General features: G+C 67.0%; 16 protein-coding genes. 8 read left to right on the plus strand and 8 right to left on the minus strand.

The genetic code is table 11. The annotated features are described in order from the left end of the window. Positions 1–25: 25 nt before the first annotated feature. Complete coding sequence (locus ACFRAQ_RS14860; protein ID WP_379099300.1) at positions 26–2,053, minus strand: ArnT family glycosyltransferase; 2,028 nt, start codon at positions 2,051–2,053, stop codon at positions 26–28. An 86-nt stretch (positions 2,054–2,139) separates the two neighbouring features. Between ACFRAQ_RS14860 and ACFRAQ_RS14865 the strand changes: the two genes are divergently transcribed. Then, the gene (locus tag ACFRAQ_RS14865; protein ID WP_379099304.1) at positions 2,140–3,366 is read left to right on the plus strand and encodes a serine hydrolase domain-containing protein; all 1,227 of its coding nucleotides are present in this window, start codon (positions 2,140–2,142) and stop codon (positions 3,364–3,366) included. Here ACFRAQ_RS14865 and ACFRAQ_RS14870 read toward each other — a convergent pair. Next, a complete protein-coding gene (locus tag ACFRAQ_RS14870; protein ID WP_379099307.1) occupies positions 3,363–3,713 on the minus strand; it encodes a hypothetical protein in 351 nt (116 codons plus the stop codon). The two genes, ACFRAQ_RS14865 and ACFRAQ_RS14870, sit on opposite strands and share 4 nt — an antisense overlap. 70 nt (positions 3,714–3,783) lie before the next feature. Beyond that, on the minus strand, positions 3,784–4,296 hold the full coding sequence (locus ACFRAQ_RS14875) for a dethiobiotin synthetase (RefSeq protein ID WP_379099310.1): 513 nt from the start codon (positions 4,294–4,296) through the stop codon (positions 3,784–3,786). Positions 4,297–4,409: 113 nt separating this feature from the next. Here ACFRAQ_RS14875 and ACFRAQ_RS14880 point away from each other — a divergent pair, with 113 nt between their 5' ends. Beyond that, positions 4,410–5,354 (plus strand): MerR family transcriptional regulator, encoded by a 945-nt coding sequence (locus tag ACFRAQ_RS14880; protein WP_379099313.1) that lies wholly within the window; start codon positions 4,410–4,412, stop codon positions 5,352–5,354. Positions 5,355–5,356: 2 nt separating this feature from the next. Further along, positions 5,357–5,686, plus strand: a complete 330-nt coding sequence (locus ACFRAQ_RS14885; RefSeq protein WP_379099316.1) for a thioredoxin family protein — start codon at positions 5,357–5,359, stop codon at positions 5,684–5,686. Here ACFRAQ_RS14885 and ACFRAQ_RS14890 read toward each other — a convergent pair. Continuing rightward, complete coding sequence (locus ACFRAQ_RS14890) at positions 5,683–6,399, minus strand: MerR family transcriptional regulator (protein WP_379099319.1); 717 nt, start codon at positions 6,397–6,399, stop codon at positions 5,683–5,685. The two genes, ACFRAQ_RS14885 and ACFRAQ_RS14890, sit on opposite strands and share 4 nt — an antisense overlap. 59 nt (positions 6,400–6,458) lie before the next feature. Here ACFRAQ_RS14890 and ACFRAQ_RS14895 point away from each other — a divergent pair, with 59 nt between their 5' ends. Together ACFRAQ_RS14895 and ACFRAQ_RS14900 are read left to right on the plus strand one after the other, a co-directional pair. After that, the gene (locus ACFRAQ_RS14895; RefSeq protein WP_379099322.1) at positions 6,459–6,899 is read left to right on the plus strand and encodes a DUF6194 family protein; all 441 of its coding nucleotides are present in this window, start codon (positions 6,459–6,461) and stop codon (positions 6,897–6,899) included. A 69-nt stretch (positions 6,900–6,968) separates the two neighbouring features. Further along, positions 6,969–8,438, plus strand: coding sequence for a potassium transporter (locus tag ACFRAQ_RS14900; protein WP_379099326.1), 1,470 nt, complete (start codon positions 6,969–6,971; stop codon positions 8,436–8,438). 248 nt (positions 8,439–8,686) lie between these two features. On the opposite strand, the gene ACFRAQ_RS14905 is transcribed toward ACFRAQ_RS14900, so the two are convergent. After that, positions 8,687–9,370 (minus strand): TetR/AcrR family transcriptional regulator, encoded by a 684-nt coding sequence (locus ACFRAQ_RS14905; RefSeq protein WP_379099329.1) that lies wholly within the window; start codon positions 9,368–9,370, stop codon positions 8,687–8,689. A gap of 108 nt (positions 9,371–9,478) precedes the next feature. Between ACFRAQ_RS14905 and ACFRAQ_RS14910 the strand changes: the two genes are divergently transcribed. After that, entirely contained in the window at positions 9,479–10,501 is a 1,023-nt protein-coding gene (locus ACFRAQ_RS14910; protein WP_379099333.1) for a hypothetical protein, read from the plus strand. Positions 10,502–10,622: 121 nt separating this feature from the next. Here the strand turns inward: ACFRAQ_RS14910 and ACFRAQ_RS14915 are convergent, their stop codons facing one another. Both ACFRAQ_RS14915 and ACFRAQ_RS14920 read right to left on the minus strand, forming a co-directional pair. Then, on the minus strand, positions 10,623–10,991 hold the full coding sequence (locus ACFRAQ_RS14915) for an antibiotic biosynthesis monooxygenase family protein (protein WP_379099336.1): 369 nt from the start codon (positions 10,989–10,991) through the stop codon (positions 10,623–10,625). A 51-nt stretch (positions 10,992–11,042) separates the two neighbouring features. Beyond that, positions 11,043–11,468 (minus strand): DUF2871 domain-containing protein, encoded by a 426-nt coding sequence (locus ACFRAQ_RS14920; RefSeq protein WP_379099339.1) that lies wholly within the window; start codon positions 11,466–11,468, stop codon positions 11,043–11,045. 234 nt (positions 11,469–11,702) lie between these two features. On the opposite strand from ACFRAQ_RS14920, the gene ACFRAQ_RS14925 reads away from it, so the two are divergent. Both ACFRAQ_RS14925 and ACFRAQ_RS14930 read left to right on the plus strand, forming a co-directional pair. Beyond that, positions 11,703–12,317 carry a TetR/AcrR family transcriptional regulator gene (locus ACFRAQ_RS14925; RefSeq protein ID WP_379099342.1) on the plus strand — a complete coding sequence of 205 codons (615 nt, stop codon included), beginning with the start codon at positions 11,703–11,705 and terminating at the stop codon, positions 12,315–12,317. A gap of 108 nt (positions 12,318–12,425) precedes the next feature. Next, on the plus strand, positions 12,426–13,697 hold the full coding sequence (locus tag ACFRAQ_RS14930) for a VWA domain-containing protein (RefSeq protein WP_379099345.1): 1,272 nt from the start codon (positions 12,426–12,428) through the stop codon (positions 13,695–13,697). Between the two features lie 19 nt (positions 13,698–13,716). On the opposite strand, the gene ACFRAQ_RS14935 is transcribed toward ACFRAQ_RS14930, so the two are convergent. Next, a complete protein-coding gene (locus tag ACFRAQ_RS14935) occupies positions 13,717–14,103 on the minus strand; it encodes a hypothetical protein (RefSeq protein ID WP_379099347.1) in 387 nt (128 codons plus the stop codon). Positions 14,104–14,355 lie beyond the last annotated feature (252 nt).

The raw sequence follows: 14,355 nt of genomic DNA on the forward strand, positions 1-14,355 counted from the left end.
GTCTGATGTATGCCGGGCGGCCGAATCAGTGCGGTGGCGCGGTCAGGTCGTAGACGGCCATGTCGCCGAAGTGGTGGGTGGCGGTGTAGTGCGCGGTCACCCAGGCGAGGATTTCCGTGTTGCCCGCTGGGCGCCAGATGCCGTGGGGTGCATTCGGTTGCGCGGGACTGGAGGGGTCCGCCGGCTTGGGGTCGACGCGCCAGGAGTCGGGGAGCTCGACCTCGGGGATCAGGTAGTAGGTGATGGCGTGGTCACGGACCATCTGCTGGAACTTCGGGAGGGTAGGAACCGGATCCTCCGAGGTGAAGCCGCCGATCGCGAGGACGGGTGTGCGGCTGGCCAATTCGAGGCCCGCCGCCGGGGAGGAACGGTCGATGGCGGCCGACCACTGGGTATCGGTCTGCTGCAGCAAGGCCACCAGCTGGGGATCCGCTTGCCCGCCCATCAGGGTCGAGAGCCGGCGGCGGAACTGGTCGGCCGGACCGGACTGCTTCGGACGGGCCGGGCCCACGGTGGGGCTGCCACCGGTGTGGGCCTGCGGCAGCGTGGCGGCGGCGTAGGCGGTGGAACCGGCCAGGGACGCGAGGACTCCGGCGATGAGTAGGGCGGTCGTCGCGCGAGTACGTCGCCGGTCCCAGCGGGCCGCGGGCGGAAGTGACAGGACCAGCAGGGCCAGGGCGACGATCACCGAGGCGGCGAGGATGGTCCAGCGCAGCCACGGCTGCCAGTCGGAATCGCGTTGCAGCAGGACGAAACCCCAGATGCCCGCGGACAGGATCAACGCCGCGGCCCCGACCCGCCCGAACGCTTCGGTGCGGCGACGCCACACCTCGTACGCGCCGATCGCGACGCAGCCCGCGATCGCGGGTGCGACGGCCAGCGTGTAGTAGGCGTGCATCCCCGCCTTCATGCCGGAGAACAGCGCGCTGTCGATCACCAGCCACAGGCCGAACACCAGCGCGGAACCACGGATCAGGTCGGTGCGCGGACGCCGGCCTCGCGACAGCAGCACCAGGGTGAACGCGACCAGTGCCGCGGGCAGCAGCCAGGAGATCTCGAAGCAGATCTCACCGGTGAACATGCGGTCCGGGCCGGAACCGAATCCGCCGCCGAAGCCACCCTGCTTCAGCGCCTCCGGAATCTGATAGCCCTCGGGCAGTTCGAAGGGGTTCTTGTTGTTGCCGCCCATGTGGTTCTTGCCCAGGTAGCGGGCGAAGCCGTTGTAGCCCAGCACCAGATCCATGAACGTGTTGTCCTTGGACCCGGCCAGATACGGCCGGGAATCCGCCGGCCACAGGATGGTGAGCAGCACGAACCACCCCGACGACACGATCAGCGCGCCCACGGCGGCCAGCGAGTGCAGCAAGCGGGCGCGGATGCTCGCCGGGGCGACGATCACGTACGCCGGCCCCAGTGCGGGCAGCACCATCAGCCCTTCGAGCATCTTGGCCAGGAACGCGAATCCCAATGCGACACCGGCCAGCACGATCCAGCGCAGACTCGCCCGCGGCAGCCCGCGGACCGTGCAATAGGCGGCGGCGGTCATGAGCAGGACCATGACCGCGTCGGGGTTGTTGAACCGGAACATCAATGCCACCACGGGCGTCACCGCGAACACGATGCCCGCCAGCAGGCCCGCGCCACGGTTGCCGGTCGCGCGAACCACGGCCGCGTACATCAGCGCCACCGCGCCGACCGCCATGATTGCCTGCGGTGCAAGCATGCTCGCACTGCTGAATCCGAACAGCTGCCCGGACAGGCCCATCACCCACTGCGAGACCGGCGGCTTGTCGACGGTGATGAAGTTGCCCGGATCCAGCGATCCGAACAGCAGCGCCTTCCAGTCCCGTGATCCGGACCAGACGGCTGCCGCGTAGAAGCTGTTGCCCATCGCGTTGACGCCGATGTTCCACAGGTAGGCGGCCGCGGTGCCGAGGAGCAGCACCGCCAGCGCGATCCGTTCCCAGCGTCGGGCGGGGGCGAGGCCGTCCGGTTGCGCGGTCGGCGGGGTGGTCGGTTCGGACGGGGCCAGCTCGGCGGTGGTCACGCTCACCGCGGGAGTGTGTCCGGCCAGCCGGTGAACACCCTGGCTCCGAGCTGGGAGCTTCCTGGGAACCAAGATCTCCCTATGCTGGTCGCATGACCCCTCCGATGACGGCGCTGGTGCGGATCGACCCCGACCTCGACGCCGTGACCACGATCGGTCCCGAATCCGACCCCGCCGACGCCGGCCTCCCGGGCGGCGACATCGAGGCGATCTGGCGGTCCGTGCAGGACTGGTATCGGATGGGCACCACGCCCGCGATCCAGGTGTGCCTGCGCCACCGCGGGCACATCGTTCTGAACCGGGCCATCGGCTACGGCTGGGGCAACGCCCCGAAGGACGCACCGGATGCCGACAAGCGGCTGGTGACGCCCGACTCGCCGTTCTGTGGTTTCTCCACGGCCAAAGGCGTAGCCGCGGCGGTGATGTTCATGCTCATCGAACAGGGCGCGTTCGCCTTGGACGACCGGGTGTGCGACCACGTGCCCGAGTTCAGCAGCCACGGCAAGGATCGCATCACCATCGGCGACGTCATGTCGCACTCCGCGGGCGTCCCGTTCATCACCCCGCCCTACCGCGGCTCCGAACTCGTCCTCGACGAAGAACTCGCGGTGCGCGGCCTCGCCGATCTCGTTCCGAGCTGGCGCCCCAACCGTTTTCGCGTCTACCACGCCATGACCGGCGGCCTGATCCAGCGACTCCTGGTGCAGCGCGCCACCGGGCGGGCCATGCGCGACCACCTGCGCGAGCAGGTCCTCGAACCGCTCGGCTTCCGCTGGAACAACTTCGGCGTCCGGCCCGAGGACGTGGACAGCGTGGTCCCCAGCGTGCGGGTCGGCCCCGGCCCGTCCAAGGTGTGGCGCCACCTCGCCGGTCGCGCCCTCGGCGGCGGCCTGTCCGGCCCCACCGACGAATCCGCCGCCCGCGCCTTCCTGACCGCGGAACTCCCCTCCGGCAACCTCGTCACCACCGCCACCGAGCTGTCGCGCTTCTACGAAATCCTGGCCCGCGGCGGCGAACTCGACGGTGTCCGGATCATGCGGCCCGACACCGTGGCCGCGGCGACCCGTCCGGCCCGCCGGCTGCCGGGCGTCGCGGGCCGGGTATCGGTGGCGGGCTACGAATTGGGCGCGCGCCGTTCCAAATTCGGCCCCGACACCGGCTCCCATTTCGGCCGCAGCGGACTCACCACCCAGTACGGCTGGGCCGACCCCGCGCGCAGCCTCGCCGGCGCGATCCTGACCAGCGGCAAGGCCCAGGCCGACGCCGACCGGCCGTGGCGGCTGGTCGCCCAGATCTCCACGGCGGTCCGGCCGGTCTAGCCGGCGGAGGCCAGCGCCGCGCGAGCCGCGGCGAACCATTCCTGGGTGCCGACCAGGCCGGCGGCGATGTCCTTGCGGGCGCCGTTGAAGCCGTAGAGGTTGCCGGCGTAGCGGGTGAGTACGGAGCCCTCGTGCTCGTCGAGTTCCTCGAGGACGGCGGCGTCCCCGAGCAGGTAGGCGACGTCGGCCAGTTCGGTGGGGGACCACTCCTCTCGGTAGTCGTCCCAACCGTGCTGCTTGACGGCGAGGGCACGCTCGACCAGGGTCGCCTTCAAAGCCGCGCGGTCCGCGTCGGTGGGCTGCCGTGATGTGAGGTGGTCCCAGTTGATCCGTTCTGCGTCGGCCATTCGCTCATTGTCGCATCGTGGGGTTTAGGCTCCGCGCCACGGCGATGGTCGCCGGTCGAGCCCGGCCGCGTCACGGTGCGCCGGTGAGGTGACGCCGGAACTCGGTGGCGGCGGTGAGCGCCAGGTCGACGGTTTCCGCCGGCGTGGTGGCGACGGCCGCGCCCGCGATGGGTGCACCGGCGGCGTCGAGGACCTGCCAGCCACCGATCGTCACGACGGGCACACCGCCGCCGTTCGCCAGCGCGTATTCGGACAGCGTGCCCCAGGAGCCGCCGACCACGACGACCGCGTCCGCGGACCCGACCAGGACAGCGTTTCGGGCTGCGCCCATGTTGGTGTACAGCACCGCGGACACGCCGGCGCAGACGGCGGCCGGGTCGGTGTCGGGGCGCACAGCGATGACCAAACCGCCCGCAGCCGAGGCGCCTTCGGCGACCGCGGCCATCACGCCGGTGCCGCCGCCGCACAGCACGGTGGCACCGGCCTCGGCCAGCAGTCGGCCGATCTCACGGGCATGGGTGGTGTCGGCGTCGGTGGCGTGGCGCGGTCCGCAGACCGCTACCTGGATAGGTGGCACGGCCATGGGTCGCTCCTGCTCGTCTCGGCGGCGCATCTCGTCATCAGACTAGGCCGGTCCCGGTATTCACAGGTGGCGGGTTGACCTTGCCCCTAGGGGCAGCATTTAGATTCGGCGTCATGCGGATTGGTGAAGTCGCTCGGCTGGCGGAAGTCAGTCCGAAAGCGATCCGGCGGTACGAGGCGCTGGGATTGGTGGCTCCGGCCCGGCAGGCGAACGGGTATCGCGAGTACGACGACGACACGATTCGGCTGGTGCGCGAGATCCGTGTGCTCAACCGGCTCGGGATTCCGGTGGAGGAGACCCGCCCGTTTCTGGAATGCCTGGTGGCGGGCAGCGAGCACGGTGACGACTGCCCGGAGTCGCTGGCCGAGTATCACCGAGCCATCGACGATCTGACCGCACAGATCGACGTGCTGACCGCCCGCAGGGACGGTCTGATCCAGCGACTGCGGGAGGCCGCGTATCGGCGCAGCGACGCCGTTCCCGTTCCGGGCCCGGACGATCTGATGAAGCTACCGGCTGATCTGGTGGCGCCGATCGACGACGGTGCGGCCGCACACTTGGCCGGAGTGCGCGTGCCCGCGGTGTCGATCGACGATTCCAGCGGCGAGCGAATCGATCTCGCCGCGCTCGGCCCCGGACGCACCGTCATCTACCTCTACCCGCTGACCGGCCGACCCGACGCCGACATTCCCGCCGGATGGAATGACATCCCGGGGGCCCGCGGCTGCACGCCCCAGTCCTGCGGCTTCCGAGACCACTACACCGAGCTGCGCGCCGCGGGCGTCGACCGGCTCTTCGGCCTGTCCAGCCAGACCACGAGCTACCAGCACGAGGTCGTCACTCGATTGCGGCTGCCGTTCACGATGCTGTCCGACCCGGACTTCAGGGTGGCCGACGCACTGTCGCTGCCGACCTTCGATTTCGACGGCACCCGGCTCTACAAGCGGCTGACCCTGGTCATCCGCGACGGCGTGATCGAGCACGTCTTCTACCCCGTTTTCCCGCCCGACCGACACGCCGCCGAACTCCTGCGCTGGCTCCACGAGAAGGAATCCTGACCATGACCGAGATAACCCGCGTCACCGACGAGAGCTTCGAGCGACAGGTACTGGCCCGCAAGGGAACCGTCCTGGTGGATTTCACGGCCGAGTGGTGCCCGCCCTGCCACATGATCAAGCCGGTGCTCGCGCAGATCGCCGACGAGCGGTCCGACACCTTGACCATCTACACGCTCGATACCGACGAAAACCCCACCGCTGTGCGGGATTACCGAATCATGTCGCAGCCGACCCTGCTGCTCTTCCGCGACGGTCACCTGCTCCGCACCCTCGTCGGCGCGCGATCCAAGACCAAGCTCCTCGCCGAACTCGATGCCGCGCTGCAAGGCTAGGCCCGAGACCGCAGGGCGCGCAGCTCGGCGGCGCCGTCGAGCAAGGCCAGCGAACGGGATTCGATGCTGGCATCCCGGACCGCCAGCCGCTCCAGCACCTCGTTCCAGCGGCGCGCGCTCCGGAATTCGGCCATGAGGATGCCCAGGGCCGGGATGCCGTACCCGGCTCGGCGGAGCTGGTGCACGATGCGCGCGTCACGGACGTCGGCGGGTGCGTAGACGCGGGCGTCCCGAGGAGCGGCGCGACCCGGGGTCACCAATCCTGTTGTGTCCCAATGCCGCAAGGTCGAGGGGCGGATGCCGAGAGCTGTGGCGAGCTCGGAGACGCTCATCGAGTCCGAACCGCGGACCTCGGTGATGGGTTCCTCGCTGATGTGGCGGACGGCTGCCCGGGTCGCCTCGAGATCACGGCGTTCGGTGTCGAGGCCGGCGTGCGCGGCATCGAGCAGGGCCAGCATGCGCGCGGGGGAGGCGTGCTGGGCGGCGCGGACGATGTCCTTGGCCACCACGGGCCCGGTTCCGGCCGCGAGCGCGCGGTAAGCCCGAGCCGCCACGACGTGACGGTGGTCGTAGACCCGGTACCCGGTCGGCGTCCGTGTCGCGGGCGGCAGGACGCCATCACGTTCGAGATTGCGGATCTGCTGAACCGAATACCCCGCGCGGCGCGCCACATCGGCGGTCCGCAGAACAGCGGAGTTGCGACTTTCGACCACCTCACCTCGGCTTTCCGCACCCAAGTCTCCACAAGCACTTCGGGTCCACGATAGAACTCATGGATATCGAGCAGATCACCGAGTACATCGAGTCCTTGGACGGCGTCCTGACTCTCGCGCCGGGCCCGGACAGCGCCTTCCCCGAGATCGCCTGGGGCGACAGGTTCTTCTACTACGCCCCCGACGGCCAGGTCCCCGCCCGAACCCAGCCGTTCGCCACGATCATCACCAAGGACTACCCCGACGACGCGACCTCGCAGTTGAACCGCCCGGGCCTCTTCCGCCTCAATATCAGCGTCGGGCGGGACGCCTTCATCGCCCGGTTGGGGCATACGCCGCGTGAGAGCGCCGACCACCCGCACGACCCCGCCGAGGTCGACTCCCTGTTCCCTCATCCGGTCTATGCCGGTGCCGCCTGGCTGTCGATCATCAACCCGGACACCACGGCCCCGGTGGCCAGGGATTTGCTTACCCTCGCCCACGACCGCGCGCGGACGTGACGGCCGGTCGACTATTCGTTGACATCCGCGGCCGTGGGTGTTCTCATCAGAGGTAACTGGGGGTTGCCGATGAGCACATCTGACGTGAATCCAGGGCATGGCGAGACCTGCGATGTATGCATCGTCGGGGCGGGGATCGTCGGGCTCAACGCCCTCTACGTCGCGAGTCGCTACCTGAGCCCCGATCAGAAAGTCATTCTCGTGGACCGGCATCCACGAGCCGGCGGGATGTGGGTCGACGCCTATCCCTACGTTCGGTTGCATCAGCCCCATCCACTGTTCACCGCGGGCGACATCAAGTGGACGATCGGCAAGGAACGCTCCTACCTCGCGACGAAGAGCGAGGTACTGGAGCATTTCCAGCACTGCATGCGGGTGATCGGACAACGCGTTCGGGTCGAGGAGTACTTCGGCTTCGACTATCGGTCGCACGAGGAGACCGGCGGCGGCGTGCGGATCACCTGTGCCGGTCCCGACGGCACGCCACTCGTGATCACCGCGACCAAACTGATCAAAGCGTTCGGCACCAATGTGACGCCGCTGGAACCGCTCCAGGTGTCGAGTACCCGAATGCGGTCGGTATCGCCCAACTATTGCGACGTGCGCGCCGATGACATGGCCGCCAGCGATGCGCCGGTGTGGATCATCGGCGGCGGCAAGACCGCCATGGACACCGCGGCGGCACTGATCACCGCTTCCCCCGGACGGGAGGTCAACCTGGTTGCCGGGCCGGGAACCGTCTTCATCAATCGCGACCGGATCCTGCCGCGCGGGGCACGCCGCTGGTGGGGCGGCGGCATGCCGAACCGGTTGTTCATCGACATCGCACGCCATTTCGACGGAACCAACGAGCCCGAGGTCCAGGATTGGCTGCTGCGTACCGCCGGGCTGGCGGTGACCCCGCACCCGAACAACTTCTTCGCGGGCCTGTTGTCGGAGTCGGAGCAGCGGACCATTCGCGAGGGACTGAACACGGTGGTCATGGATCACCTCGAGGACGCGGTCGACCGCAACGGTTCCGTTGAATTGCAATTCCGCAGCGGCAATTCCACCGAGACCACCGCCGGCAGCTGGCTCGTGAACTGCACCGGCTATCTGCTGCACACGAGCACCCCCTACGAGCCGTACGTCTCGCCCAGCGGATCGGTGCTGTCGATCCAGACCCGTTCGGCGACATTCGGATTCCTGTCGTTCGCCGGCTACTTCCTCACCCACCTGATGTTCCGCGACAAGCTCCGTGAGCTGCCGCTGTACGCCGTCGACGGCGACGACCTGCGAACGAAGACGGCCACCGCCGCCGCCCTCACCTACGGCGCCCTGACCCTGCACCTCTACAACCTGAGCCTCATCTACGACGCGCTCGGACCGTCGGTGTTCCTCCGCTGCGGACTCGACTTCGACCGCTGGTATCCCATGCACCGCCGCCTCGGCGACACCGCTCACTTCGTCCGCACCCACCACCACGACCAGGAGCACAACCGCCGAACCCTCGACACCCTCCGCGACCGATTCGACGCCCGCTGCGGCCCGATCGTCTGAACCGACCCAGCCGATCCTGTTGTGCGGGCGGTCAACGCCTGTCGATCAAGGGGATCGAGTCCTCCACCGCGCGGTGTGCGCATCCACCGGGGCCGAGCCCGACCACCACGCTCTACGACCACGCCACCGTTCTTGCCCGCCAATATTCGGGAGTCCCACTGCCCAATGAGGGCATGTCATTCCCGAACTCCGACGAATACGCCGTCAGTGACGAATCATCCACCGGGGCAGAAGCTCTCACGTCCGAGCTAGGAACGAGCGTGATCGGGACCGTGACTCGTCGGAGTGCGCGCTGCGGAACCTGCCCTGGTCTCCGCGTCGTCGAGCGCGGGCACGAGTGGGGCGAGCGCGGCGCGCAGCAGATCGGACAGCGAGCCGGACACCACGACGAAGCCTGCGATGGCGGTGTCGGAGGCGGGCTGTAGCCATTGTTCGAGCGCGACCCGGATGGCGGCGGCCACCCCGGCGGCGAGTACCGGGGCGGTGAATTCGTCGATGGCGCCCAGGCGTTCGGTGATCGCGGCGGCGAGAGGTTTCGAGATCGCGCCCGTGGTTCCTAGGAACACTTCGCGGAGCGCCGGATGCGTGGTGATCAATAGCAATGCGTCGCGGCGGGTTTCGCCCGGGTCGGTGTACTCCGTCAGAACCGCGTCGATGATCGCGTCCGCGAGACCCACCTCGGGGGCTCGGGCGGTGACGGCCGCGGCGACCCGGGCGTCCCGCTCGCCGGTGACGGCCGCGACGATCGCCTGGTCGCGGCTGGAGAAGTAGTTGTTGTAGGTGCGCGGCGAGACGCCGGCCGCCTCGGCGATGTCTTCGACGCGCACATTGTCCGGCCCTTGTTCGAGGGCCAGTCTGAGCGCGGCTTCCCGGAGGGCCTCGCGGGTGGCCTGCTTCTTACGCTCGCGCAATCCTGCGGGTCGCGGTGTCACGACCCGATCCTGCCACACAAAGGTGCGCGTACGAAATATTGCGTGCACGCATGTTTTGCGGTTAGCCTGGCGTCGACCGAACCTCCCGATCGACAGAAGGGATCGCACATGCGAGCCAAGGGAATGACCTATGACACCGGGTTCATCGCGAACGGCCACACGTCACGACAGGACTTCGACCCCGACGTTGTCCGCCGGGAGTTGGCGATCATCCGAGATGACCTGCACTGCACTGCCGTTCAGATTGTCGGAGGCGATGCCGACCGGCTCGACGTGGCGGCGCGGCATGCCGCGGACCTGGGTCTCGAGGTGTGGTTCTCGCCCTACCCGCTGGAACGGACCGCCGCGGAGATCCTGGCCTTGTTCGCGGATTGTGCGCGACGGGCCGAGCGGCTGCGGGCGGCCGGAGCCGAGGTCGTATTCGTCACCGGAGTCGAGCTGAGCCTGATGAATCGGGAGTTCCTGCCCGGCGACACCGTCTGGGAGAGGCTCGAATTCCTGCTCGGCAATCCCGAGACCCGCGGTGAGCGGCTGGCCGAGGTGATCGGTCGTCTCGACAGGTTCCTGGGGGAGGCCGTGGCGGTGGTGCGTGAGCACTTCGCAGGCAAGCTCACCTACTGCGCCATCCCGTTCGAACGGATCGACTGGACCCCCTTCGACATCATGTCGATCGAGCTCATTCGCTCCGCCGAGGTGGCCGACCGATTCCGGGCCGGGGTGCGCGACCTGGTCGCCCAGGGAAAGCCGCTGGCGATCACCGGTTTCGGAACCGCCACCTGGCAAGGCGCGGCCGATATCGCGCCGCGCAGCAACGAAATCGTCGAATACGACGCCACCGGCGCCCCGATCCGATTGACGGGCAGCTTCATCCGGGACGAGACCGAACAAGCCGCCTACCTCTCCGAACTGCTCGAGATCTTCGACACCGAAGCCGTCGACAGCACCTTCGTATTCCTCTTCGCGCTGCACAGCCACCCGCACCGCCCCGACGGCGATCCCCGCGACGACCTGGACCTGGCCAGCCTCGGCATCGTCAAAGTCCTGGAGCACACCCACGGCGACACCTACCCGGACATGCCATGGGAACCGAAGCAGGCCTTCGCCGCCGTCGCTCGGTCCTACAGCGCCTGACTACAGCGCACTGATTTCGCCACCCTCGCCGCGTGGATCAGTGCCTCTGGTACAGATGACCGAACCTGATCCGATCGTTGGGGCGGACCGTGTTTCGCCCGCCCCAACGTCGGGGTGATGGTCAGGCGCCGCAGATTCCCTCGACGGCAAGCTTCTGGAATGCGGTTGGGTAGGTGATGATTCCGTCGGGGTACTTGGCTGCGCCTTGATGGAACTGTGGGTTGGAGAGGGCTGCCAGGAGGGCTGCGGAGGATTCCCAGACCGCGATATTGGCGAAGAGTTGGCTGCCCCCGAATCCGCGGTGCATTTGGGTGGAGACGAAGCCGGGTTGTGACTTCATGAAGGAAGCGTCTTCGGTCCAGATCTTCAGGAAGTCATCGGCCAGGTCGGCGGGGACGACGAAGATGTTGATGACGTTGATCGGGCCGGTGTTCTCCTGGAGCTGGACAGGGAGCGGAACCGTGGGGTCCAGTGCCTGGAATTGAATCATTGGTTCATCCTTTCGTGCTGACTTCATTCGTAAATCTGGTGTGCCCGTGCGTCATACGTGGGCGGGTACTTCCTGACGGGCCGTCGCCGGGCGATACAGGCAGACGAAGAACAGGGTGAATCCGATGGTCAGGAGGATGTGGCCGCCGCCGGACATGTGGGCAAGGAACCCGCTCTCGGGTTGGCCCTTGACGGTTCGCATGCCGATCAGCGTCATACACGTCACCGACCAGAGGACACCTGTGTTGTACGTCCAGAAGAACCAGCCGTACAGCCGCTGGGAGGAAAGCGCGAACTGCTTGTCCAAAGCCAGGACAATGAGAAAGAACAGCGTGCCGAGCGACAACAGATGCGTATGGGTGATCGCGAGTTCGGTCTTCCCGGTGAAATTGTGGGACTTCGTGAAATCGCGATAGAACAACCCGGACAGCAGTCCGAGGACGGTGTAGAGGGTCGCCGCGAAGTAGAGCTGTTTCATCGAGTTCCTTGTCGGAGTGTGGGGTGCCGGCCTCCCCTGGGCGCCCTGCCCGATCCTTGCGGCCGGTCGGCCATCATGACGACCACCACTCTAGAACAGATGATCAGTAAATGGAACAACGTTCTAGTGTGTGGATCGCTGATCGCCTAGACTCGGCGTAGTACGAGCACGTCGAAGCTGATGGGCTCGATACGCTGACTGACCACAGGTGTGGTTGTTGGACAGGAGGAGTAGATGTCGGCGGAGCAATCCGGCGTGGTCCGCTTGCGTGATCGACGTGAGCAACTGACGCTGCGGATCATCCTGACCACCGCCCGCCGGCTCTTCGCCGAGAGCGGTTACACGGGCACGTCGATTCGGCACATCGCCCGCGAGGCCGGGGTCGCGCCGCAAACGATCTACTCGCACTTCGGTTCCAAGGCCGGAGTGCTGCGAGGGCTGATCGACCTGCTCGAGGAAGAAGCGGGCTTGATCGATCTGCGAGCCGAGGCCCAGCACCTCGACGATTCCCTGGAGTTGATTCAGGTGCTGGCCAAGGGAAGCCGGCAGGTCCGCGAGCGATGTGGTGACATCCTCACGCTGCTGCACTCCGGCGCCAGCATCGACGCCGACATCGCCAATGCCAGGGCAGAAGCCATGCGACGCAACCGCATCGAAATCGACGCGGTCATCGCGCAGATTCGCGAGGCCGGTAGAAACCTCGACGCCAACGCCACCGATGTCGCCATCGCGCTGATGACGGACGACGTCTACCACAGCCTGGTCACCGACGCCGGCTGGACGCCCGCGGCGTACGAGCGATGGCTCACGAACTCGCTCGCGGTCCTGCTGTCGCACTCGCAGCCGTAAGCCAGCTCAGCACGCGGATTCCGCGGGACCGTTCCATTCGCCGAGAAGCAGGGTGCGCGAATGGTTACGGTGAACCGGAACCGTCTACCTGGATCGAGAGCCGACCTGATGACCGAGTCTCCACTGATGCTGACCAAGGGGCAGAACGCCGAAGTAGCGACGGCCGCGGTGGTGATCGCTGTGAGCGTCGCGGCCCCGGTGGACATTTCGGCACTGCTGGTCACCGCTGCGGGGAAGGTCCGCTCGGATGCCGACTTCGTGTTCTACAACCAGCCTGACGCATCCGGTGTCCACCTGTCGGCGGGAACCCTGCGGGTGGATCTGAGTCAAGTACCGGCCGAGATCGCGCAGATCCGGGCGGTGGTCACCCTCGATGATCAGCACGCGTCCTTCGGCGCCTATCCGCCACCCACGGCAACTCTCGCGGATGCCGCCGGAAAGCCGTTGTACGACTACCGGATCGACGGCCTCGGCAGGGAATCCGTGATCGTGGCGATTGAACTGTACCGTCGTGGTTCGGGCTGGAAGGTGCGCGCTGTCGGGCAGGGTTATGCGGGCGGCTTCGCGGATCTGATCACCGATCACGGTGTCGTCGTCGATCAACCGGCGATCGGCTCCGCCGCCGCGACGCCTGCGCCCGAGCCGATCGAGTCGGTGCGGTCTATGCCGGGTGAGGCGAAGTTGTCGCTCGAGAAGCGGCAGGTTCTGGATCTGCGCAAACGCGAAGTGGCCAAGGTATTGCTGACCAAGGGCGCACAAGGCGTGCGGGCAAGGGTGATCCTGGTGATCGACAAGACCGGGAGTATGGCCGGGCTCTATAAACGCAAGGTCGTACACCAGGTGGTGGAGCGGATGATCCCGGTCGCCATTCAACTCGACGACAACGGTGCGCTCGAGCCGTTCCTCTACGGCCAGAAGTACGCGAAGCTGCCCGATATCACCGTCGAGGACGCCGAGCGGTGGTGCGCGACGTTCCTGCACCTGAACGGCGTGCACGCGGGCATCGACTACCGGCACATCGGCGCAGTGAATGACGAGATCCCGATCATGCAGGCGATTCTCGGGTCGCTGCAGAACACCGGCCAGCCGACGCTGGTGCTGTTCTTCACCGACGGCGGATTCAGCAAACGCCGCGAGATCACCCAACTCATGCGTGCCGCGTCGCGGGCGCCCGCCTTCTGGCAGTTCATCGGGCTGGGGCCCAACAACTTCGGGATCCTGACCAAACTCGACGATCTCGACGGCCGGGTGGTCGACAACGCGGGCTTCTTCGCCGTGCGCGACATCGATCAGCTCTCCGACGCCGAGCTGTACCGCTTGCTGCTCAGCGAGTTCCCCTCCTGGTTGCGGGCCGCACGCCAGGCCGGCGTGCTGCGCTGATCGACACCGTCTTCGGCTGCTATCCGGCAGGGCACGAGCCGAGCCACCAGACGTCGTGTGCAGTCCAGGGTTGACTGTGCCCAGACACACGCAAGCGGACGTTGTCGTGGAACCTCACCATCAGGCTCCCGTCGTCCTCGACGGTGACGTCGTGAACGGTCCGGTTGAGCACTTCGGCCAGGCGTAGCAGCCTGAGTTTCTCATCGTCCTCTTCCGCTGGGACCGGGACAGCGGGGCCCGGCATCACGGTGAAACTGCTGTCGATGTAGAGGCGGACTTCCTGCGGAGATGCCTCGTCACGATGATCGGCGAATGTCACGTACGGCCAGGCTTGCCGTATGCCGATTTCGACGACGAAGCGTTCGCGCAGGAGGGCGGGGGCATCGTCGTGGTTCAGGTTGAGCATCCAGGTCCTATCCGTCGATGCGATGTGGTCGGTACGACAAGAATCTACGGTCCGTCGGTCGCGGCTACGCAGCAGCGTGGACGGCTGCGACACCAGCAGATCGGGAATTGGTACGGGCGTGCATGCGAGCACAGTTTTTCGGGGGATACGTTGGGATTTCGTAACGTTGGCTGCGACCCAACGTAAACGTATTGTTTGCGACGTCGATTGGGGAAGTGGGGAATCCTGACCCCCGATAAGGTTCACTTATCG

It is taken from the genome of Nocardia sp. NPDC056611 (assembly GCF_042792755.1).
Lineage (GTDB): Bacteria > Actinomycetota > Actinomycetes > Mycobacteriales > Mycobacteriaceae > Nocardia.

Coding starts and splice junctions, on each gene's coding strand:
- ACFRAQ_RS14865 (WP_379099304.1), top strand. CDS start 2,140: ATGACCCCTCCGATGACGGCGCTGGTGCGGATCGACCCCGACCTCGAC.
- ACFRAQ_RS14870 (WP_379099307.1), bottom strand. CDS start 3,713: ATGGCCGACGCAGAACGGATCAACTGGGACCACCTCACATCACGGCAG.
- ACFRAQ_RS14875 (WP_379099310.1), bottom strand. CDS start 4,296: ATGGCCGTGCCACCTATCCAGGTAGCGGTCTGCGGACCGCGCCACGCC.
- ACFRAQ_RS14880 (WP_379099313.1), top strand. CDS start 4,410: ATGCGGATTGGTGAAGTCGCTCGGCTGGCGGAAGTCAGTCCGAAAGCG.
- ACFRAQ_RS14885 (WP_379099316.1), top strand. CDS start 5,357: ATGACCGAGATAACCCGCGTCACCGACGAGAGCTTCGAGCGACAGGTA.
- ACFRAQ_RS14895 (WP_379099322.1), top strand. CDS start 6,459: ATGGATATCGAGCAGATCACCGAGTACATCGAGTCCTTGGACGGCGTC.
- ACFRAQ_RS14900 (WP_379099326.1), top strand. CDS start 6,969: ATGAGCACATCTGACGTGAATCCAGGGCATGGCGAGACCTGCGATGTA.
- ACFRAQ_RS14910 (WP_379099333.1), top strand. CDS start 9,479: ATGCGAGCCAAGGGAATGACCTATGACACCGGGTTCATCGCGAACGGC.
- ACFRAQ_RS14915 (WP_379099336.1), bottom strand. CDS start 10,991: ATGATTCAATTCCAGGCACTGGACCCCACGGTTCCGCTCCCTGTCCAG.
- ACFRAQ_RS14920 (WP_379099339.1), bottom strand. CDS start 11,468: ATGAAACAGCTCTACTTCGCGGCGACCCTCTACACCGTCCTCGGACTG.
- ACFRAQ_RS14925 (WP_379099342.1), top strand. CDS start 11,703: ATGTCGGCGGAGCAATCCGGCGTGGTCCGCTTGCGTGATCGACGTGAG.
- ACFRAQ_RS14930 (WP_379099345.1), top strand. CDS start 12,426: ATGACCGAGTCTCCACTGATGCTGACCAAGGGGCAGAACGCCGAAGTA.
- ACFRAQ_RS14935 (WP_379099347.1), bottom strand. CDS start 14,103: ATGCTCAACCTGAACCACGACGATGCCCCCGCCCTCCTGCGCGAACGC.